The organism is Enterobacter sp. RHBSTW-00593 (assembly GCF_013784105.1).
GTDB lineage: Bacteria > Pseudomonadota > Gammaproteobacteria > Enterobacterales > Enterobacteriaceae > Enterobacter > Enterobacter ludwigii.
Map to the genome: position 1 here is coordinate 4,725,448 of NZ_CP056393.1, position 20,400 is coordinate 4,745,847.

A 20,400-nucleotide genomic window follows, 5' to 3' on the forward strand; every position below is an offset into this window, starting at 1 on the left:
GAACGTAATCGTCAGAGATTAACCTGAGTCGGACCACCATTATTGCCACGATCGTTCGTGTCTGGCGTGGAAGACTCAATACCGCTTTGCACAGGTTTCGTCGGCGGCGGCGCCGTTTTATCCGCTGGCGGGAAGTAAAGTGGTCCCTTCAGTCCACAGCCCGTCAGACTAAACAGCGTGATGAGAACGGCAAGCGTTCGGAAAACGTTTTTCATTATAAAGTTGCCCGTAAGTTCAAATCTGTTTCTATCATCGCAGGAGAAGACACAAAAGCAAGAGTTTGCCGCTTTCCTGCAACGGGAATTATTTAGCGTTATACTGCCGGCATCACGAAAAACAGGAACAAAACCATGAACGACAGTGAATTCCATCGCCTTGCAGACACCTTATGGATGACCATCGAAGAGCGGCTTGACGACTGGGACGGCGACAGCGATATCGATTGTGAGATCAACGGCGGCATTCTGACCCTGAGCTTCGAAAACGGCAGCAAAATTATTATTAACCGCCAGGAGCCGCTTCACCAGGTCTGGCTGGCCGCCAAACAGGGTGGCTACCATTTCGATCTGAAAGAGGGCGAATGGGTGTGTGACCGTAGCGGCGAAACGTTCTGGGATCTGCTGGAACAGGCGGCGACCGCGCAGGCAGGCGAAGACGTGCGTTTTCGTTGAGTCTGTTTTGCCCGGTGGTGCGCTGCATACCGGGCAAAAACTGTCAGGAGAAATACTGCTGCAACAGCGGGGTAGTGTCCTGGCTGGCGGGAACCGCTGGCGTAACGGCCTGCGTACGGAACGGAATCACCTGCGAACGTCCGTCTACATTCACAATCTGGTAGAACTGCGGCAGGTTAAAGTTGATGAAGCTGGAGCCGTAGGTAAAGCGGTCATGTGAGGACGAATAGAAGCGGCTGACATCGCGCACCAGCTCCTCTTTACTGCCTTCACAGTGGTGATAAACCTCAGCGCGATTCGTCTCATCCAGGATGTAGATGTTGAAACCGGCGTCGTCACCCGACTCTTCAAAGAAGAACTGAATAATCCCTTCGCTCGCAAAGCCATCCACGACCTGTGGCAGTTTCACGTGGTTGGTTTCCACCTGCACTGACAGGCCATGCAGCTTGTTGTGCGAAATGGCGCCGTAGAACTCGATGGCGTTTTCCAGCTTCTGTACTGAAACATTCAGGCGCTCGAAGAACAGGCCCCAGGTCTGTCCGGAGACGCGCAGCGCTTTAAAGCGACCGGTTTCCTGACGGGTACTGGAGAGGCGCAGTTCGATGCACTCTGAAACCAGCTGCTGCACACGGGTACGGATCAGACCGCGCAGATGCTGGCTATAGCAGAACACCTCAACGCTGTCCGGCGGCGCAGCGTCCTGGTGCATCTTGCCGAGAATCGTTTTCAGCGCTTCGATCATCGCTTGCTCGCCGTTGAAGTGCAGAGTACGCACTTCGTTCCACGAGTTGCGGTACAGCAGGTCTACGCTGCCCACCAGGCAGTTTTGCTGCTCGCCAAAGCTAAAGACGTCCAGCTTACGGAAGTCAAAATGGACCACCTGATTGCGGAAGGCCGCCGTCGGGTCATATTCCAGGTTGACGATAATCGCCAGATGGCGAATTTCACACGGGCTGTAGAGCGCTTTTGGCGTCGGCGCCGGCAGACGCAGCGGGAAGTGGTGGGAGACATCCGCCACCATCTCCTGCAGTTTGGCTAAATCGACAACCTCGTTGCCTTTGATAAACAGCCGGGTACGCGAGGTCAGCAGGCCGTTGAACCAGGCCCAGGCCACCAGCTTGTTCAGGTAGCGGTTATATTCGAGCGGCTGATGGCTGATGATTGAGTCCATGCTTGGCGCACGGTTGTACAGGTACCACCCGGTGCGGTTTGCGCGGCCCGGCGGCACATAGATAAAGGTCAGGTTCGGTTCTGACAGGTCCGGCGAAATCTGCGGGTTAACCAGCGTGACTTTACCCGGCAATGCTTCAAACGCCGCATACAGTTTACGCGTCAACACCCCGATATCCTGCGGGCTGGCGGAAACGCTGAGATTGTTACGACGCGCAAAGCGGATAAGGTTGCGGTAGCTTTGCATCATGGCGTCGAGCAGTTCGTTGTGCGCTTCACGCACCTGATCGATTTTCCAGTTGGCGCGGTTATCAAGCATCGACAGACGTTCTTCGTCCCATCCCCACTCTTTAACCAACTGACTGACCACTTCACGACGCCAGCCTACGCATGCGCGTTCGCGGCTGAGTTTTTCACAGACTTTGAGATAGAAACATCGACGCACCAGATCGAGACGCGTGGTGTCATCAATGGCTTTCAGGTATTCGGTGACGCGTTCAAGCATCATGCAGTAAGCATCCAGCCCGTAGGAGACAATTTCTCCGTCGTGCAGACGCTGCTTGATATCTTTCGCCAGCAAACGCGGCGTGGGGTATTCCCAGGAATAGGCTTCCAGCAGCAGGGTTTTCAGCACGGCCTTATACGGCGAATCAATGCTTTTATAGAGCTGCCAGAGGCTCGCGCCAAAGTACTCTTCGGCGGAAAGCGAACTGAGGCCACCCAGATCCAGCCATTCATTTGGTGTCAGCACACCCTGGGAATACAACGACATTACGTAATCGTCGTAATGCTCTTCTTCGTCGCACGGCACCATATTCCACAGAATACGCTTACCGGCCAGGCGTACGGCAGTACGGTAAAACTCGTCCAGCAGTAAGATGTGCTGGGTTGAGCCGCAGTCTTCCCCCCCCAGACTGCCACTTTCGTTATGACGGAAACGGTTTTCATCAATCAGGAAGAAACTGACTTCCACGCCAAGCGACGCGGCCCAGCTTTCCAGCAGGCTGCACTTTCGCTGCAGCAGCTGACGCTCGTCATTATCGAGCCAGGACTGATGACAGACCCAGATGTCCAGGTCCGAAGAACAGCTTTGCCCAACCGAGGAGGTGCTGCCCATGGTGTAAACGCCTGTAATCGGCAGTTCACCTTTCGGTGATTCCTGCGGCGGCATACCACGGTAGAGTTCAAGTTCGGTCAGGTAGTGTTGTTGGGTTTCATCAGGCGTGAAAAGACAGATGCCTCTGGGAACGTTACCGTCAAGGTAGCCAGGCATCAGCGGATGGTGATAGTGCAATAATGTCGGCAGAAGACTGTATACCTGCTGGAAAGCAGGGCCCATAGCAGCAAGCGCGCGATCGACACGCAGTTGGTTTATGGCATCCAGTCTCTGTTTCAGAGTCTCAATATAGAGGTACAAGACGTATCGCCTGATGTTTCCGGGTGTCGCACGCTATTCAAAACAGAAATAACAGCGGACCCGCAGTATTACAAAAAGAGAACCGTTACCTTTTTTCGCCCTTATCATTATGGTGGTACCGACGAAAAAATGGTCTAAAACGTGATCAATTTAACACCTTGCCGGTTGACCGTAAAGAAAGATGCGCTACATACAGTGTAGCACCGTTCTGTACGTGTAAATTCCTTAATACGGCTGTGGCTGACGAGAACCCCGCCCTGTCCCTCTCTTCTTCATCACCGTAAAACTGCCATCCCAGAGTCAACAATGTTAGGATGGTTAGCGATTGATAATGACGGTAACAAGCATGTTAGACAATGTTTTGAGAATTGCCACACGCCAAAGCCCTCTTGCGCTCTGGCAGGCACATTATGTTAAGCAGCGCCTTGAAGCCTGCCACAGTGGATTGTGCGTCGAGCTGGTGCCGATGGTCACGCGCGGTGACGTGATCCTTGATACGCCACTGGCTAAAGTGGGCGGCAAGGGCCTGTTTGTCAAAGAACTGGAACTGGCATTGCTTGAGAACCGCGCCGATATCGCCGTACATTCGATGAAAGATGTGCCCGTCGAGTTCCCGGAAGGGCTGGGGCTGGTGACCATTTGCGAGCGTGAAGATCCGCGCGATGCGTTTGTCTCCAATCACTATGATTCGCTCGATGCGTTGCCAGAAGGCAGCGTGGTTGGCACGTCCAGTTTACGTCGTCAGTGTCAGCTGGCAGAACGTCGTCCGGACCTGATCATTCGTTCGCTGCGCGGTAACGTTGGTACGCGTCTGAGCAAGCTGGATAACGGCGATTACGATGCCATTATCCTCGCGGTTGCGGGTCTGAAGCGCCTGGGGCTGACGTCGCGCATTCGCGTCGCGTTGCCGCCTGAGCTGTCGCTGCCGGCTGTGGGTCAGGGGGCCGTCGGCATTGAATGCCGTCTGGATGATGAGCGTACCCGCACGCTGCTTGCCCCGCTGAACCATGATGAGACCGCTATCCGCGTTAACGCCGAGCGCGCCATGAACACCCGCCTCGAAGGAGGGTGTCAGGTGCCGATTGGCAGCTATGCTGAATTAATTAACGGTGAACTGTGGCTGCGAGCGCTGGTTGGCGCACCGGACGGTTCACAGATGGTCCGCGGCGAACGTCGCGGTAAAGCGCAAGATGCCGAACAGCTTGGCGTGTCGCTGGCAGAAGAGCTGCTGGATAACGGCGCCCGTGAGATCCTGGCTGAGGTTTATAATGGAGAGCCCCCTGCATGAGTATTCTTGTCACCCGCCCTTCTCCCGCAGGAGAGCAATTAGTGAGCCGTCTGCGCGCACTGGGGCAGGTGGCCTGGAGTTTTCCGCTCATTGAATTCTCCCCCGGTCGGGAGCTGTCCGCGCTTGCCGACCATATGAATACCCTCCAGCAGGGCGACTTGCTGTTTGCACTGTCGCAACATGCGGTGGAATTTGCCCAGGCGCAGCTGCAACAGCAGGGGCTTAACTGGCCAACCGCCCCTCACTATTTTGCGATTGGTCGTACAACGGCACTGGCGTTGCATACCGTAAGCGGAACAGACGTTCGTTACCCGTTAGATCGGGAAATCAGCGAAGTCTTGCTACAATTACCTGAATTACAAACTATTGCCGGAAAGCGTGCACTCATTTTACGCGGTAACGGCGGGCGCGAACTGTTGGGCGAAACGCTGCGGGAACGCGGGGCTGAGGTCACGTTCTGCGAATGCTATCAGCGTTGTGCAAAACATTACGATGGTGCGGAAGAGGCGATGCGCTGGCATATGCGCGGCATTACGACCCTGGTGGTGACCAGCGGTGAAATGCTGCAGCAGCTCTGGTCGCTGGTGCCCCTTTGGTATCGTGAAAACTGGTTACTCCACTGCCGGCTTCTGGTCGTCAGTGAGCGTCTGGCGAACCAGGCCCGGGAACTGGGCTGGCAAGATATTCGGATCGCTGATAACGCTGACAACGATGCGCTGCTGCGCGCATTACAATAACTCTCATAATGGGAAGCCATAATGACGGAACACGATAAATCCTCCGCCGTGGTTGAAGAGACCAGGGAGACTGTGGACATCACGCCGCAGTCAGAAACGACTGAGAAAACCGTTGAGAAGAAGAACGGCAGCAATAAAACCAGCCTCGCGCTGAGCGCGATAGCCATCGCCATTGCGCTGGCCGCAGGCGTTGGCCTCTATGGCCTGGTGAAACAGCAAGGTTCCAGCCAGACGGCGACCAACGACACGCTGGTCAATCAGCTTACCGCCCTGCAAAAAGCGCAGGAGACGCAGAAAACTGAACTGGAAACGGTGATTAAACAGCAGTCCGCGGCGCTCGCTGAGGCGAACAGCAAACAGGAAGAGCTGACCAAACAGCTGGACGACGTGCAGCAGAAAGTCGCCACGATTTCCGGTACCGATGCCAAAACCTGGCTGCTCTCGCAGGCCGATTTCCTGGTGAAGCTGGCCGGACGTAAGCTCTGGAGCGATCAGGACGTCACCACCGCCGCCGCGCTGCTGAAAAGCGCTGATGCGAGCCTGGCAGACATGAACGATCCGAGCCTCATTACCGCGCGTCGTGCCATTACCGAAGATATCGCCAGCCTCTCTGCCGTTTCGCAGGTGGACTACGATGGCATCATCCTGAAGGTCAATCAGCTTTCAAACCAGATTGATAACCTGCAGCTGGCGGATAACAACGACGATGACTCCCCGATGGATTCTGACGGCACCGAGCTTTCCAGCTCCCTGAGCGAATGGCGCGTGAACCTGCAAAAAAGCTGGCAGAACTTTATGGATAGCTTCATTACTATCCGCCGCCGCGACGAAACCGCCGTTCCGCTGTTAGCGCCGAATCAGGACATTTATCTGCGCGAAAACATTCGCTCCCGCCTGCTGGTGGCGGCCCAGGCCGTGCCGCGTCATCAGGAAGAAACCTACAAACAGGCGCTTGATAACGTCTCGACATGGGTACGTGCTTACTACAATACCGATGATGCCACGACCACGGCTTTCCTCGATGACATTGATAAACTGAGCCAGCAGAACATCACCATGAACGTGCCGGACAAGCTGGAAAGCCAGCCGATTCTGGAGAAACTGATGCAGACGCGCGTGCGCAACCTGCTGGCGCAGCCGGGCGTTCCGGCAGAACCTCACGCCCAGGCCCCTGCCGCCGCGCCAGCGCCTGAAAGCGCGCCACAAGGAGAGTAATGATGCTTAAAGTACTCTTACTCTTCATCCTGCTGATCGCCGGGATCGTGCTGGGGCCGATGCTTGCCGGTCATCAGGGTTACGTCCTGATCCAGACCGATAACTACAACATCGAAACCAGCGTAACGGGTCTGGTGATCATCCTGATCCTCGGTGTGGTGGTGCTCCTTGCGGTGGAGTGGATCCTGCGCCGAATTTTCCGTACCGGTGCGCATACGCGTGGCTGGTTCGTTGGCCGTAAACGCCGCCGCGCCCGTAAGCAGACTGAGCAGGCACTGCTTAAGCTGGCCGAGGGTGACTATCAGCAGGTTGAAAAGCTGATGTCGAAAAATGCTGACCATGCCGAACAGCCGGTGGTGAACTATCTGCTGGCCGCCGAGGCAGCGCAACAGCGGGGTGACGAAGCCCGCGCCAACCAGCACCTGGAACGCGCGTCAGAACTTTCTCCGAAAGACCCGATTCCCGTTGAGATCACCCGCGTTCGCCTGCAGCTGGCCCGCAACGAAAACCACGCCGCGCGTCACGGTATCGACCGTCTGCTGGAAGTCTCGCCACGCCACCCGGAAGTGCTGCGTCTTGCCGAGCAGGCCTATATTCGCACCGGTGCCTGGGGTTCACTGCTGGATATCATTCCGTCGATGGCCAAAGCCGACGTCGGTGATGATGAGCATCGTGATGAACTTCAGCGTCTGGCATGGATTGGCCTGATGGATCAGGCGCGTGCCGATCTCGGCAGCGATGGCCTGAAAACCTGGTGGAAGAATCAGAGCCGGAAAACGCGTCAGCAGGTTCCGTTGCAGGTTGCGATGGCAGAACATCTGATTGAATGTGACGATCATGACACGGCGCAGGAGATCCTCCTCGACGGACTGAAGCGACAGTATGACGATCGCCTGGTTATGGTGATCCCGCGTCTGAAAACCAATAACCCTGAGCAAATTGAAAAAATGCTGCGTCAGCAGATTAAAGCCGTCGGCGACCGTCCATTGCTGTGGAGTACGCTGGGCCAGTCGCTGATGAAGCACGGTGAATGGCAGGAAGCGAGTCTCGCCTTCCGTGCAGCGCTGAAACAGCGCCCGGACGCGTTTGACTACGCGTGGCTTGCCGATTCGCTGGACAAGCAGCACAAGCCGGAAGAGGCTGCCGCCATGCGCCGCGATGGACTGTTATTAACGCTGCAAAATAATGGCAGCCAGCAATAAATAACAAGGAGGCCAGACGGCCTCCTTTTTTTATTCCCCTTCGCCTGCTACATTCTTTACCACATCATCTAAAACGAACCCGCCAATGTAACGACGTCTTTTCATTAACTTTTTTCCATACACGCGACGAGTGCCGCGTGGACTGAATCGTTTTTGAAAGGAAATCGTCATGAACTCCCTTTTGTACGCGCTTATTGAAGCGCTGCGCTGCCACCGCTGGCTGCGCCTGCTGGCCTGTGCCTTTATCTTTACATCACTGGGAAATGGCGTCACCCAGGTGGTGGTCTTCGGCTTACTGTTAGCATGGTCCGCCCCGCCCGCGCTGCTTACCCTCGCCTTTCTTTTCGCCACGCTACCTGGCTTTATCGGCAGCCTCATCAGTGAAAAGCTGTGCGCGCGCTATTCTCCGATATCCCTGTTGATACTCACCGAGGGGCTTGGCTTACTGGCCCTGCTCTTTCCCCTGCTGGGCGTGCAGTATCACAGTATCCCTGCGTTACTGGCCGTGCAGTCCACCGAAGCACTGCTCAACGGGATGAGCTGGCCTGCGCTGACGCTGCTCTTTAAACGCGGACTCAGAGAAGCAGAACTGCCTGCCGCAACCTGCCTCGAGAATGTGATTTTTGCCGCTCAGGTTTTGTTAGGCACCGGGCTGGGGATGGTACTTTTCCAGAAGATCGCCATCCTCGCCTTGCTGGCCATTGATGCCATCAGCTTTCTCGGATCGCTGTTCATGCTCTGGCTGGTGGGTCGTGTATATTTCGCGCCCACACTGGCAGTCCCCACTGAAGAGAAAGCGCCTGCGGCTTTACGCTGGCAGATGTTGACCATCCGGCAGAAACGCAGTTTGCTGATTTTGCCTGCGCTGGCCGCCGTCGGTTCACCGGCCATGGCACTTCTTCCGGCAATGGCACAGCAGATCCATCCTCAGGATGCGGCCAGCCTTGCTTTGCCACTGCTTTTTGCAAGGAGCATGGGACAACTTTGCGGTCCCCTGCTGCTAAAAAGAGACAGCCTGACGCGTTTTGCAGCACACACGCCACGGATTTTACTGTGTCTCGGCATCTTCCTTGCCGCGTATGGGATGCTCCCGCTGTTGTCCGGGTGGATGGCATGCGCGCTGGGGATGATATTTGTCGCACACCTGGCCTCAAATGTTCTCTTTGCGGCTGGCACGTTTGCCGTACTCAGCAGTTTTCAAACCACGCACATGGCTTCGGCCAGCAGTAAAGCCTGGCGCTGGCAAACGCTCAGTGCCTCGCTTTTCACCGGTATTGCCGCGATGGCGGCAGCAGGGTTTGGCTCCATACAAGCGCTTTACAGCGTTTCGTCAGCCGCTCTGATACTGGTCGCCCTGATCATGTACGTTTACCGGGAATAAGGCATAAAAAAACGCCTGCTATAAAAGCAGGCGTTAAAACAGGTCTGTAAGACAACATATTTGGTGCTTCACTCAACGTTATGCCCATGGTGTCTGATGAGGCCGAAGCGACATCTGTCAGTGGACGATAAGCACCGTAAATGGCTCTGCGTCATTCCTGAGTTTATGAGGCACTAAGGCGAACATAAGAGATGGAATGAGCATCTACACGTATATTATTGCACGTAACGTGCCAACTTGACACGCAGAACTTTTACATCGCGCAACATTTTAAGATAAAAGGAAATTATGTTGTTGAGCGGTATCTTAGACCCTACAACCTGCTGATAAACACGACGAAATGTCGTCTGGAGGAGACACGAAAGCCGCCAAATTATTATATCTTTTACTTTCAGTGTGTTATGTGTCGCTGAATCGCGACAAGGAAGCCGGCTGTTGTCGTGGAATCACTACAGAGGAGAGAAAGGCGCAGAAAACAAAAAACCCCGCCGAAGCGGGGTTCAAAATTGGTCGGCGAGAGAGGATTCGAACCTCCGACCCACTGGTCCCAAACCAGTTGCGCTACCAAGCTGCGCTACTCGCCGATGTACTGCTTTTTGAATTTTTAGTTCAATTCATTAAAAAGTCGTGGTGCGAGGGGGGGGACTTGAACCCCCACGTCCGTAAGAACACTAACACCTGAAGCTAGCGCGTCTACCAATTCCGCCACCTTCGCAATTCACAACTCTTTCAATAATGGGGTGGCTAATGGGATTCGAACCCACGACAACTGGAATCACAATCCAGGGCTCTACCAACTGAGCTATAGCCACCACTGTATTCTTTCACGCGGTACTGACTACTTCTCAGACCACCGCAGCTCTAGCGCCGGGACTAAAATGGCGCGCCCGACAGGATTCGAACCTGAGACCTCTGCCTCCGGAGGGCAGCGCTCTATCCAGCTGAGCTACGGGCGCTTAGCGCCGTTGCGGGGCTGGATATTACGTACCTCCGACCCCGCTGTCTAGTGCTTTTTTGAAAAAAATGCGCGTTTGGTTATGGTTTGCACATTTTGCCGCTTATTCCTCCACTTTCTGCGAGGTAGCGCGGCGGCCCAGACCAAAAAGCTTATACGCCGCGGTCACCGCCGCCAGGAAGATCATCCCGACAAACAGCGACATGCGCGTATCTTCATTAAAGTACATTCCAATTAATACGCAAACCAGGAACGCCATCGTCAAATAGTTGGCGTACGGGAACAGAATGGAACGGAACGGATGGCTGGCGATGGCCTTTTTATGTGCCTGGCGGAAACGCAGCTGGCTAATCAGGATAACAAACCAGGGCACCATGCCTGGCAGCACGCTGGCGCTGTAGACATAAACGAATACGCGCTGCGGATTCGGGATGATGTAGTTCAGGCAAGAGCCAATCAGCAGGATCACAATCGACACCGCCACACCCGCAACCGGCACGCCCGCACGCGAAACTTTTGCCATTGCCGCTGGCAGCTGGTTGTTTCTGGACAGCGCGTAGAGCATACGTCCGCAACTGTACATCCCGCTGTTGCAGCCTGACAACGCCGCCGTCAGAACCACAAAGTTAATGATGCCTGCTGCTGCCGTGATGCCAATCTTCGCGAAGGTCAAGACAAACGGGCTACCGGTCGTGCCAATTTCATTCCACGGGAAGATGGTTACGATAACGAAGATCGCCCCCACATAGAAAATCAGGATACGCCACAGCACCTTGCCTACGGCGCTGCGCAGCGTAACCTGCGGGTTTTTCGCTTCACCCGCGGTAATACCGATAAGCTCGACCCCCTGATAAGAGGCCACAACGATACACAGTGCCGTCAGGAAGCCCTTCCAGCCGCCCGCAAAGAAGCCGCCGTTTTCGGTCAGGTTACCAAAGCCAATGGCGTGCCCGCCGTTGCCAAAGCCGAAGAAGATAACGCCCAGCCCGACCACAATCATCACGATGATGGTGGTGACTTTGATCATCGCAAACCAGAATTCGATTTCACCATAAAGACGAACCGCGGCAAGGTTTGCCAGTGCCACCAGCCCCACGGCAATCAGCGCCGGTATCCACTGGACCATGTCCGGGAACCAGAACTGCACGTAGACCCCTATCGCCGTGATTTCAGAGATGCCGACCGCCATCCACATAAACCAGTATGACCAGGCCGTCAGGTAGCCAAAGAACGGGCTCATATATCGGTGCGCGTAAACGGCGAAGGAGCCCGTGACGGGCTCCATGAAGAGCATTTCGCCCATCGAACGCATGATGAAGAAAACGAACAATCCCGCAATGATATAAGCCAGCAAGACCGAAGGTCCTGCCCATTTGAGCGTGCTTGCGGAGCCCATAAACAGGCCCACGCCGATAGTGCCGCCCAGCGCTATCAGTTCAATATGACGAGCCTCCAGCCCACGCTGTAGCTCCGGTTTTTTCTCTGCCATAGATCCTCGATTGTGTTTGCTGTTTCCCGACTTCAGGCCGGGTATTGTTTTTTAGGGGTACTAAAATACGGGGCGAATGGTTTCTTAAAATGCAGCAAATGGCAAACGATGCATAAAAAAAATGAATGCATTGCACAGATTCGCAGCAGTTTTGCAGGGGAGTTGCAGCGCGAACAGCATATCGCGCTACATTTTGATTACATTTTCCCGGTGTAGTGCCAGGTAAGGTAGCGAAGCAGACGGATCTGTCGTGTAATCCGCGTCGGCTGAGATAGCAGGCGATACAGCCACTCCAGCCCCAGGTTTTGCCAGACTTTGGGCGCGCGCTTAACGTGGCCGGTAAAAACGTCATACGTTCCGCCAACGCCCATATAAAGGGCATCCGGACACACCTGACGGCAGTCACGCATCAGGATCTCCTGGCGTGGGGAGCCCATCGCCACGGTGATGATTTTCGCTCCACTGTCGCGAACGCGTTTAAACAGCGCCTGCCGGGCCTCTGGTTTGAAGTAGCCATCCTGGCTGCCCACGATGTTAACATTCCATTGACTGCGCAACTTCGCTTCGGTCTGCGCCAGCACCTCCGGCTTACCGCCAATCAGGAATACCGGCGTGCCTTCCGCCCCTGCGCGTGCCATCAGTTGCTCCCAGAGATCGGCCCCTGCCACGCGAGATACATTAGCGCCAGGATACTTTTTGCGGATTGAACGCACCACGCTGATACCGTCGGCATATTTAAATTCAGCCGCTTCTATCAGGCCTCTCACTTCGGCGTTGTCTTCCACCGCCAGCATCTTTTCCGCATTAATGGCGACCAGCGTACCAGATTTCATCTGACCACCAGCGAACAGAAAATCCAGCGCGTGTTGCATATCACGCCAGCCAATAAGCTGCAGACCGCGCAGCGTATAGCGCGGTGCAGAAGTTTTATCCGTCATGACTTTCCCTACTCACACTTGCGACAGCGTTGTGCTGCCCTGCGGCTCGCGCTTATGCACAAGCCCTGCACTGTCAAACAGCCAGTACAACAGTTTGGCCAGTAACAGGCAGATGCCAAAAACGACCATGAAGAAAACCACGCGCGACACGAATGAATCCAGCCCTTCTCGCGCCAGAACGATCATATTGAAAATGGCACCAAAGCAGAAACTGTGCAAAATAGCCGCCTTATAGCGGTTTGTTTCTTCGTTGCCGCGCACGTAGAGCCAGTCAAACCACTTGATGATCAGCCCCACCACCACCGCCCCCGGCAGGATAAACCAGCTTCCCCCCATCACCACCAGCGAGCCAATCAACGTAGGTGAGATCGCAAGGCCTGAGTGGTTGTTCAGCACTTCCCAGGTAAAATAGTTTGCCGTGTTGAGTACGACGCCGGGACGGTCTGGCCACAGCCAGGTTGGGATAAAGACATAAAAGTCGCGCACAATAGGCGCAAGGCCCTGGAAATCGATTTTGTCGTAGTTTTGCAGCAACAACGCCAGGTTTTCCCACGGCGAGAAGGTGTCGCGCGTGAGATAGAGGAATGTGTAAAACGCCTCGTCACCGGCTACGTTGAGCCCGTAGCGCTTCAGGGCAAGCCAGAACATGCCAACAATGCCAAACACCCCAGCAGCCACCAGCATCCATAAAGAGATCCACCCGCGGATGATGCCGATAAACAGGAAGATTGCGAAAGCGATGATGATATTTGCACGCGTCCCTCCCACAATCATGTAGGTCAGGAAACCGAAGGCGACGGTACTCACCAGGAAAAACAGCCAGGCTTTGCTGTCCTGACGCAGGAAAAAGATCACCAGCATCGCCGGAATGAAGAAGTAGAAGAAGCGCTTAAGCGCCACACCCGACACTTCGGCAGAAAAAATCTGGCTGTAGGACTGGAGCTTGAACAGCAGAAAACCATTGTGCATGAAGAAGATACCCACGCTTACCAGCGCGATCGTCATCAGCATCACCCACGTCAGGTGCGTCTCCACCCGGTTCATGGTGAAGAGCGCCCGGCGCGGCGCGGTGGATTGCGCTGAACGCAGGCGCGTTTTATAGGTGGCGTAGTAGACGGCGTAGAAGCAGGTCGCTGCCAGGATCGCCTGAAGCAGGATCTCGGGCGGGGCAACACTCACGTCAAACCGGAAGACCAGAATGCTGGTCAGCGGGAATCCGAAAAAGAAGGTCAGAAGAAACAGTAACGAGAAGAAGACGTTAAAGTTAAAACGCACCCGGCGAAACTCGAACCAGGTGAGCGTGGCGATGAATAAAGTGCTCAGAAGCCAAACGATCAGTAAGCCGCTGAATTGCAACTGGCTCATGCTTTGTCTCCTGCAGCGATACGCAGCGCGCGGTGCCACGGCGTGAGGTAGTTCGGGCTAAAGAAGTCGATGGCACTTTTGTCCACCAGCGCCAGTTGTCTCTGCGCTTCCCGGACCACCTCTTCGTTAAGCACGTCGGAAGTAAACAGCACCGGCAGATGCTGCTCCGCCATGTCCTGCCAGAACGGGTTTTCGCGATTGAGTACGCAGGGCACACCCGCCTGAATCAGCAGACACAGCGTGCCAATTCCTTGCTGACGGGCAAAGATGAAATAGCCCAGATCGCACCGACGCAGCAGCGCAAGATACTCATCAAATTCCAGCTTATCGTGGAGAATGTGCACATTCCCGGCGCTAAATAACGCGAGTGCCTGCTGGCGGACCTCATCGATATAGGCATCGTTATTGGCCGGATACCCCATCGGCACAATCACATTCACGGTGTCGCCAAACTGCTGATGTACCGCACTGAGCGCGGCAAGATGTTCATTGCTGCGATCGCCTGAATTACCCACCAGAATCGTCAGTTTACCCTCGCGCGGCGTATCATTCGCCATGTTGTTCAGCGCCGGGTTCATTCGGGTCGGGAAATAGAGTAGCTCACCGCGTACGTCAGGGTGGCGTTTAGCAAAATAATTGAGATCGCCACGGGTCGCGAAAACGCATCCCACACGCCCCTGCGCCATGCGCCGCAACGGGTAGAAAAGACGGAATTTCCAGCCGCTGGAGACTTCGTAGAGATCGGCTCCCCAGATATGCCAGCTGCACTGCGAAGGTTTGATCCCCCCGCTCAGGAGCGCCAGCCACAGGCCGGTATTAAACTGCCCATGGAAAAAGAAACGTTGCTCACGATCCGCTTTGGCTTTGGCAACAACCGCCTTCGCCAGCGCAGCCTTGTCCGGCCAGAAAGAGAGAGTCAGCGCCGGACACGCCACGCTCAGGCCATTATCCTGACCGGCAACCATAAACTCACGAGCGTCGGGATCCCCCGATGCCAGTTCATCATTGAAGAACCGTAACACGGTCTGGTTATGGTGTGGGATATCCGATCCCAGTATGTGAATCAGTGCAGTCATGCGCGTTTACGCCAAAGTAAAAATACGCCGCAACAGGCAGCGAAATAAACGATATAGGTTGCCATATAGGCCTGAGCCGCCCCCAGCGCACCGTGTGACGGGATCAACCAGTGTGAGAATGCGGTCAGTAATGCAAACTGGCTGATTTCCGCCAGGATATACAACCGTAGCGAGGCTTTCGCAATCACCAGATAACCAAAAACGTAAGCCCCCACTTTCAGTACGTCGCCCACCAGTTGCCAGGCAAACAGATCGCGCATGGCGGTAAACTTCGCGGAGAAGAGCAGCCAGATGGCGACATCGCGCAATAGCCATACGGTTAAACTGGCTGCCGCAACGGCGGGAAGGACAAACCGCAGTGAGCGGGAAATTTCGCGCGTGATATCCTGCCTGGAGGTCAGGCGCGATAAGGTTGGCAGCAAATAGACGCTAAAGGAAGCCGTTATAAATTGGAGGTAGGCATCGGAAATACTGCTCACCCCTTGCCAAATCCCAACTTCGTCCCAGCTGTAATGCGCCGCCAGCAGGTTTCGCATCATCACATAGGCGACGGGGAGCGTGACGGAGGTGATGAGCGCCATCAGGGTAAATTTTCCCAGCTGGCTTGCCAGCACCTTATCCCATTGAGGTTTCAGGTAACTCAACGGAATGGTGCCCCGACTCATTAGCATGAACGCCGCCGGAACGACCACTAATGCCGGTACCAGCGCCAGCCCCAGCAACGCGCCTTCATAGCCGCCCAGCCGATAACAAAAATAGTAGGCAATCACGCCGATGACGCTGCCGAGGATTAACGCCAGTGCGTTCCCGGCCGCATCACGAAAGCCTTTCATCAGCGCCAGCAGCAGGTTAGCCCAGGCAATGCCCAGCTGAACCAGCGCGACCAGACGAACCAGCCCCTGATAATGGGTGTGACCAAATAACCCCTGGCTTATGGGTGCCGCTGCCAGCAGGAAAATAACCGCCATCAGGGTCGAAAAGCCGGTGACCATCGCCGAGGATGTACCGACAACACGGCGAAGCTGGGCCGCATCATCATGGTACTGCGCAACATATTTCGTGACGCCGTTGAAAATCCCTGCGCCGGCCAGTACCCCAAGGACGGTCACAAGCTGACGGAAATTGCCTGCCAGCCCGACGCCTGAAGGGCCGAATGAGACGGCCAGCAGCTTGACGACCAGTAGCCCGGCGCCAATTTTGACAAGTGTGGACGCGGCGGTCCACACCGATGCTTTTGCCAGAGACATATCAGCCGAAATAACTCAGAAGGGTGTTAATCACCGTACGCTGGTTAACAGGCGCGAGGTTGTAGAACAGTGGCAAACGAAGCAAACGCTCACTTTCTTTCGTGGTGTAGCGATCTTCACCCGCGAAGACCCCAAATGCCTCTCCTGCAGGGCTGGAGTGCAGCGGGATATAGTGGAACACCGCCAGAATTTCGGCTTCTTTTAGCCAGGCAATCAACTTGCTGCGATCGTCGTTATCGCGCAGTTTGATGTAGAACATATGGGCATTATGGACGCAATCAGCCGGAAGGGTCGGCAGCTCAATTCGCCCGGCTTGTGCCAGCGGTTGCAGCGCGTCGTAATAAGTTTGCCACAGGGACAGGCGCTGAAGATTAATGCGGTCCGCTGCCTCCAGTTGCGCCCACAGGTATGCCGCCTGCAGATCGGCCATCAGATAGCTTGAGCCAATATCGCGCCAGGTATATTTGTCTACTTGCCCCCGGAAGAACTGGCTGCGGTTGGTGCCTTTTTCACGGATCACTTCCGCGCGCTCGACCAGCGCACGGTCGTTAATCAGCGTCGCACCACCTTCGCCACCGGCGGTATAGTTTTTGGTTTCGTGGAAGCTAAAGCAGCCGATATGGCCGATCGTTCCCAGCGCTCGCCCTTTATAGGTCGACATCACGCCCTGAGCGGCATCTTCAACCACGAACAGGTCATGTTTTTTGGCGATCGCCATGATGGTGTCCATCTCACACGCCACACCCGCGTAGTGAACCGGCACAATCGCGCGCGTTTTGTCCGTGATTGCCGCTTCAATCAGCGTCTCATCAATGTTCATGGTATCCGGGCGAATATCCACAAAGACGATTTTCGCACCACGCAGGACAAAGGCATTCGCTGTAGAGACGAAGGTGTAGCTCGGCATGATCACTTCATCGCCCGGCTGGATATCCAGCAGCAACGCCGCCATTTCCAGCGATGCGGTACAGGACGGGGTCAGCAGGACTTTAGCGCTGTGAAACCGCTGCTCCATCCACTGCTGGCAGCGACGGGTAAAACCACCGTCACCACAGAGTTTGCCGCTGCCCATAGCAGACTGCATATAGTCGAGTTCAGTGCCCACGACGGGTGGTGCGTTAAATGGAATCATCTTGTCACCTGTATAACCAGTAAGCGGTGGCGTCGATGTTGGCACCACTCGCGATATAACGTTTAAGCGCGGCGGTGTTGCCCATCTGGGTTGCCACCCGCAGAGTCAAAAGCTGTTGCTGCTGCGCCCAGTGAAGCGCCGCCTGCATGAGTTTTTCGCCCATGCCGCGCCCGGCTAATAAACCAATACGCCCCTCGTTCGCGTTGAGCTTACGAAGCGAGACAAATCCCTCAATCTGGCCGTCTGCAGTGCGAAACACCAGGCACACATGGTCAAAGGTGCCTTTTACCGCGTTCTCTACCCACTGGGCGTAGAAACGCCCACTGTCGTCCGGTGCGTACCACGGTGCACGAAAGCGGCTCCGGGCAAACGCCTGCGCCGCCATCTGACGCAGCGCGGGGATATCCTGCTCCGTTGCCACTTCCGCACCGGGCGAATCATGATGGGTGAGCGTAAGGGACAGATCAACCTCGCCTTCAACCAGCTGAAAACCTTGTTGCTGGAGCGCATCGAGCAGGTCGGCACGGTCTGCGGGGATCCTGGCCTGCACCCGCGGCCAGGCGGTGAAGTCGGCGTCAGTCAGAACCGGCGCATCGTCGCGCAGGCGCACGATGGCTGATGGCAGACCAAAAAAGGCACTCTCCCACTCAAGGGACTCGAGAACCCCCTTCAGGTGGCTCAACGCCAGACACCTTTCGTATCAACCACATACTGTTGGCGTACGGCATCACCGGACGTCGCTTTAAATTCTTTATGATCCACCAGCAGCACCAGCACATCCGCCGTCGCCAGCGCCTCATCCAGCGCGGTCAACGTACAGTGGCCCGCCAGTTTTGCCGGCAGTTCATGAATATTGGGTTCAACCACCAGCGTTTCGCCGGTGTGCCAGCCAGCGATCATCTCTGCAATCTCCATCGCCGGGCTTTCGCGTAAGTCGTCAATATTCGGTTTGAATGCCAGACCAAAGCAGGCAATTTTCAGCTCACTGGCGCGTTTGCCGCTCTCAGCCAGACAGTCCGCTACGGTGGCTTTCACCTGACTGAGCACCCAGTGTGGCTTGCTGTCATTCACTTCACGCGCGGTGCGGATCAGGCGGGCCTGCGCCGGGTTTTGCGCCACAATAAACCACGGGTCGACAGCGATACAGTGACCGCCCACGCCCGGGCCAGGCTGGAGGATATTCACGCGCGGATGGCGATTCGCCAGGCTAATCAACTCCCAGACGTTAATCCCCTGATCGGCGCAAATCAGCGACAGTTCATTCGCGAAGGCGATATTCACGTCCCGGAAACTGTTTTCCGTGAGCTTGCACATTTCAGCGGTGCGGGAGTTGGTCACCACGCACTCGCCTTCAAGGAAAATCTTGTAAAGCGCGCTGGCGCGTGCAGAACAGACTGGCGTCATGCCGCCGATCACGCGATCGTTTTTAATCAGCTCTACCATCACCTGACCTGGCAGCACGCGCTCAGGGCAGTAAGCAATATTGATATCAGCCTCCTCGCCCGCCTGCTGCGGGAAGCGTAAGTCAGGTCGGGCTTGCGCCAGCCACTGCGCCATCTGTTCGGTAGCGCCGACGGGCGAAGTGGACTCCAGGATCACCAGAGCCCCTTTTTTCAGGACCGGTGCAATCGATTTTGCCGCCGCTTCGACATAAGCCATGTCGGGCTCATGGTCACCTTTAAAGGGGGTTGGCACCGCAATAAGATATGCATCTGCCTCGACCGGCGTCGTGCTAGCACGCAGGAATCCGCCATCAACCGCTTCTTTCACCACGCGGTCGAGATCGGGCTCCACGATATGAATTTCGCCACGGTTAATGGTTTCCACCGCACGCGCGTTGATATCCACGCCCACAACCTGTTTTTGACGGGAGGCAAACGCTGCCGCTGTGGGCAAGCCAATGTAGCCAAGACCAATGACAGAGATGGTAGTAAAACTCATAGCGATACCCGATTGTGTTTAAGTGCATGCAAAATACGGCCACAAGCCTGCCCATCACCATACGGGTTATGGGCCCGGCTCATCGCCTGATACTCTTCGTCGTCGTGCAGCAGGCGCGTCACCTCTTCGACGATCAGCTGTGTATTGGTGCCGACCAGACGTACCGTGCCCGCTTTCACTGCTTCCGGGCGTTCAGTCGTTTCACGCATGACCAGCACAGGCTTGCCGAGAGACGGCGCCTCTTCCTGAATACCGCCGGAATCGGTCAGGATCAGCCAGGCGTGGTTCATCAGCCAGACAAACGGCAAATAGTCCTGCGGTTCAATCAGCAGGACGTTTTCTATATGCCCAAGGATACGGTTGACCGGCTCGCTGACGTTAGGATTAAGGTGCACCGGGTAGACAATCTGCACATCCTGATTCTGCGCGGCGATTTCTGCCAGGGCATGACAGATTTGCTCAAAACCACGTCCAAAGCTCTCGCGACGGTGGCCAGTGACCAGAATGGTTTTTTTGCCATTGTCCAGGAAGGGGTAGCGTGCGGCGAGTTCTTTCTGAAGATCGTTGTTTGACAGCACGCGGTCACGAACCCAAATCAGGGCATCAATCACCGTATTCCCGGTGACAAAGATTTTGTTGTCGGCAATATTTTCACGTAGCAGGTTCTGTCGTGAATTTTCGGTGGGCGCAAAATGGTACATCGCCAGATGGCCGGTGAGTGTGCGGTTAGCCTCTTCGGGCCACGGCGAATAAAGGTTGCCGGTACGCAGACCCGCCTCAACGTGGCCGACAGGAATTCGCTGGTAAAACGCAGCCAGGCTGGTTGCCACCGTGGTGGTGGTATCGCCATGCACCAGAACCACGTCAGGTTTGAAGGACTCCAGAATCGGCTTGAGCTCTTGCAGAATACGGCAGGTTATCTCCGTTAACCCCTGCCCCGGTTTCATAATATTGAGATCGTAATCCGGGACGATAGAAAAGAGAGTTAAGACCTGATCGAGCATCTCACGGTGTTGGGCAGTGACGCACACTTTCGCTTCAATATCAGGATCACTGGCCAGCGCATGAACCAGAGGTGCCATCTTAATGGCCTCCGGCCTGGTGCCAAATACGGTAAGTACTTTCACATCGATTCTCTTCGATTAAACGATGAAGGCCGCAGCCTTCATCGTAGAC

General features: G+C 55.5%; 17 protein-coding genes and 4 tRNA genes. 6 read left to right on the forward strand and 15 right to left on the reverse strand.

All coding sequences use genetic code 11. The annotated features are described in order from the left end of the window. Nucleotides 1–11 precede the first annotated feature (11 nt). Nucleotides 12–215 carry an LPS translocon maturation chaperone LptM gene (gene lptM / locus HV242_RS22705; RefSeq protein WP_025202779.1) on the reverse strand — a complete coding sequence of 68 codons (204 nt, stop codon included), beginning with the start codon at nt 213–215 and terminating at the stop codon, nt 12–14. A 135-nt stretch (nt 216–350) separates the two neighbouring features. On the opposite strand from lptM, the gene cyaY reads away from it, so the two are divergent. After that, nucleotides 351–671 (forward strand): iron donor protein CyaY, encoded by a 321-nt coding sequence (gene cyaY / locus HV242_RS22710; RefSeq protein ID WP_014172137.1) that lies wholly within the window; start codon nt 351–353, stop codon nt 669–671. A gap of 43 nt (nt 672–714) precedes the next feature. Here the strand turns inward: cyaY and cyaA are convergent, their stop codons facing one another. Then, complete coding sequence (cyaA, locus tag HV242_RS22715) at nt 715–3,258, reverse strand: class I adenylate cyclase (RefSeq protein WP_014172138.1); 2,544 nt, start codon at nt 3,256–3,258, stop codon at nt 715–717. A gap of 346 nt (nt 3,259–3,604) precedes the next feature. Here cyaA and hemC point away from each other — a divergent pair, with 346 nt between their 5' ends. From hemC to HV242_RS22740, 5 genes are all read left to right on the forward strand, one after another. After that, the gene (hemC, locus tag HV242_RS22720; RefSeq protein WP_032680091.1) at nt 3,605–4,546 is read left to right on the forward strand and encodes a hydroxymethylbilane synthase; all 942 of its coding nucleotides are present in this window, start codon (nt 3,605–3,607) and stop codon (nt 4,544–4,546) included. After that, on the forward strand, nt 4,543–5,283 hold the full coding sequence (gene hemD, locus HV242_RS22725; RefSeq protein WP_014172140.1) for a uroporphyrinogen-III synthase: 741 nt from the start codon (nt 4,543–4,545) through the stop codon (nt 5,281–5,283). The genes hemC and hemD overlap by 4 nt, the downstream gene beginning before the upstream one ends. A gap of 21 nt (nt 5,284–5,304) precedes the next feature. Continuing rightward, complete coding sequence (gene hemX / locus HV242_RS22730; protein WP_014172141.1) at nt 5,305–6,498, forward strand: uroporphyrinogen-III C-methyltransferase; 1,194 nt, start codon at nt 5,305–5,307, stop codon at nt 6,496–6,498. A 2-nt stretch (nt 6,499–6,500) separates the two neighbouring features. After that, nucleotides 6,501–7,700, forward strand: a complete 1,200-nt coding sequence (gene hemY, locus HV242_RS22735) for a protoheme IX biogenesis protein HemY (protein ID WP_032680089.1) — start codon at nt 6,501–6,503, stop codon at nt 7,698–7,700. A 169-nt stretch (nt 7,701–7,869) separates the two neighbouring features. Then, complete coding sequence (locus HV242_RS22740) at nt 7,870–9,081, forward strand: MFS transporter (RefSeq protein WP_032680088.1); 1,212 nt, start codon at nt 7,870–7,872, stop codon at nt 9,079–9,081. 507 nt (nt 9,082–9,588) lie between these two features. Here the strand turns inward: HV242_RS22740 and HV242_RS22745 are convergent. From HV242_RS22745 to wecB, 13 genes are all read right to left on the reverse strand, one after another. Continuing rightward, a tRNA-Pro gene (locus tag HV242_RS22745) sits at nt 9,589–9,665 on the reverse strand. A 44-nt stretch (nt 9,666–9,709) separates the two neighbouring features. Further along, nucleotides 9,710–9,796 (reverse strand) — tRNA-Leu (locus HV242_RS22750). Nucleotides 9,797–9,817: 21 nt separating this feature from the next. Next, nucleotides 9,818–9,893, reverse strand: a tRNA-His gene (locus HV242_RS22755). Between the two features lie 67 nt (nt 9,894–9,960). After that, nucleotides 9,961–10,037: transfer RNA gene (locus HV242_RS22760), tRNA-Arg, on the reverse strand. Nucleotides 10,038–10,139: 102 nt separating this feature from the next. Further along, entirely contained in the window at nt 10,140–11,525 is a 1,386-nt protein-coding gene (thrP, locus tag HV242_RS22765; RefSeq protein WP_014172144.1) for a bifunctional threonine/serine APC transporter ThrP, read from the reverse strand. Nucleotides 11,526–11,722: 197 nt separating this feature from the next. Further along, nucleotides 11,723–12,463, reverse strand: a complete 741-nt coding sequence (wecG, locus tag HV242_RS22770) for a lipopolysaccharide N-acetylmannosaminouronosyltransferase (protein ID WP_063858724.1) — start codon at nt 12,461–12,463, stop codon at nt 11,723–11,725. A 12-nt stretch (nt 12,464–12,475) separates the two neighbouring features. Further along, nucleotides 12,476–13,828: an ECA oligosaccharide polymerase gene (gene wzyE / locus HV242_RS22775; protein WP_020882888.1), complete on the reverse strand. Its 1,353-nt coding sequence runs from the start codon at nt 13,826–13,828 to the stop codon at nt 12,476–12,478. Then, on the reverse strand, nt 13,825–14,904 hold the full coding sequence (locus HV242_RS22780; RefSeq protein WP_050737766.1) for a TDP-N-acetylfucosamine:lipid II N-acetylfucosaminyltransferase: 1,080 nt from the start codon (nt 14,902–14,904) through the stop codon (nt 13,825–13,827). The genes wzyE and HV242_RS22780 overlap by 4 nt, the downstream gene beginning before the upstream one ends. Then, on the reverse strand, nt 14,901–16,151 hold the full coding sequence (gene wzxE / locus HV242_RS22785) for a lipid III flippase WzxE (RefSeq protein ID WP_032680085.1): 1,251 nt from the start codon (nt 16,149–16,151) through the stop codon (nt 14,901–14,903). The genes HV242_RS22780 and wzxE overlap by 4 nt, the downstream gene beginning before the upstream one ends. A 1-nt stretch (nt 16,152) precedes the next feature. Then, on the reverse strand, nt 16,153–17,283 hold the full coding sequence (rffA, locus tag HV242_RS22790; RefSeq protein ID WP_020882890.1) for a dTDP-4-amino-4,6-dideoxygalactose transaminase: 1,131 nt from the start codon (nt 17,281–17,283) through the stop codon (nt 16,153–16,155). 4 nt (nt 17,284–17,287) lie between these two features. Then, nucleotides 17,288–17,965 (reverse strand): dTDP-4-amino-4,6-dideoxy-D-galactose acyltransferase, encoded by a 678-nt coding sequence (rffC, locus tag HV242_RS22795; protein ID WP_050737767.1) that lies wholly within the window; start codon nt 17,963–17,965, stop codon nt 17,288–17,290. Continuing rightward, nucleotides 17,962–19,224 carry a UDP-N-acetyl-D-mannosamine dehydrogenase gene (gene wecC, locus HV242_RS22800; RefSeq protein ID WP_050737768.1) on the reverse strand — a complete coding sequence of 421 codons (1,263 nt, stop codon included), beginning with the start codon at nt 19,222–19,224 and terminating at the stop codon, nt 17,962–17,964. Before wecC ends, rffC begins: the two co-directional genes overlap by 4 nt. Next, on the reverse strand, nt 19,221–20,351 hold the full coding sequence (gene wecB / locus HV242_RS22805) for a non-hydrolyzing UDP-N-acetylglucosamine 2-epimerase (RefSeq protein ID WP_050737769.1): 1,131 nt from the start codon (nt 20,349–20,351) through the stop codon (nt 19,221–19,223). The genes wecC and wecB overlap by 4 nt, the downstream gene beginning before the upstream one ends. Nucleotides 20,352–20,400 lie beyond the last annotated feature (49 nt).

Excerpts from the sequence above, each read along its gene's own strand:
- cyaY (WP_014172137.1), top strand. The coding sequence starts at position 351 with ATGAACGACAGTGAATTCCATCGCCTTGCAGACACCTTATGGATGACC.
- lptM (WP_025202779.1), bottom strand. The coding sequence starts at position 215 with ATGAAAAACGTTTTCCGAACGCTTGCCGTTCTCATCACGCTGTTTAGT.
- HV242_RS22740 (WP_032680088.1), top strand. The coding sequence starts at position 7,870 with ATGAACTCCCTTTTGTACGCGCTTATTGAAGCGCTGCGCTGCCACCGC.
- wzyE (WP_020882888.1), bottom strand. The coding sequence starts at position 13,828 with ATGAGCCAGTTGCAATTCAGCGGCTTACTGATCGTTTGGCTTCTGAGC.
- wecC (WP_050737768.1), bottom strand. The coding sequence starts at position 19,224 with ATGAGTTTTACTACCATCTCTGTCATTGGTCTTGGCTACATTGGCTTG.
- wecG (WP_063858724.1), bottom strand. The coding sequence starts at position 12,463 with ATGACGGATAAAACTTCTGCACCGCGCTATACGCTGCGCGGTCTGCAG.
- hemY (WP_032680089.1), top strand. The coding sequence starts at position 6,501 with ATGCTTAAAGTACTCTTACTCTTCATCCTGCTGATCGCCGGGATCGTG.
- hemC (WP_032680091.1), top strand. The coding sequence starts at position 3,605 with ATGTTAGACAATGTTTTGAGAATTGCCACACGCCAAAGCCCTCTTGCG.
- hemD (WP_014172140.1), top strand. The coding sequence starts at position 4,543 with ATGAGTATTCTTGTCACCCGCCCTTCTCCCGCAGGAGAGCAATTAGTG.
- rffA (WP_020882890.1), bottom strand. The coding sequence starts at position 17,283 with ATGATTCCATTTAACGCACCACCCGTCGTGGGCACTGAACTCGACTAT.
- thrP (WP_014172144.1), bottom strand. The coding sequence starts at position 11,525 with ATGGCAGAGAAAAAACCGGAGCTACAGCGTGGGCTGGAGGCTCGTCAT.
- hemX (WP_014172141.1), top strand. The coding sequence starts at position 5,305 with ATGACGGAACACGATAAATCCTCCGCCGTGGTTGAAGAGACCAGGGAG.
- wzxE (WP_032680085.1), bottom strand. The coding sequence starts at position 16,151 with ATGTCTCTGGCAAAAGCATCGGTGTGGACCGCCGCGTCCACACTTGTC.
- HV242_RS22780 (WP_050737766.1), bottom strand. The coding sequence starts at position 14,904 with ATGACTGCACTGATTCACATACTGGGATCGGATATCCCACACCATAAC.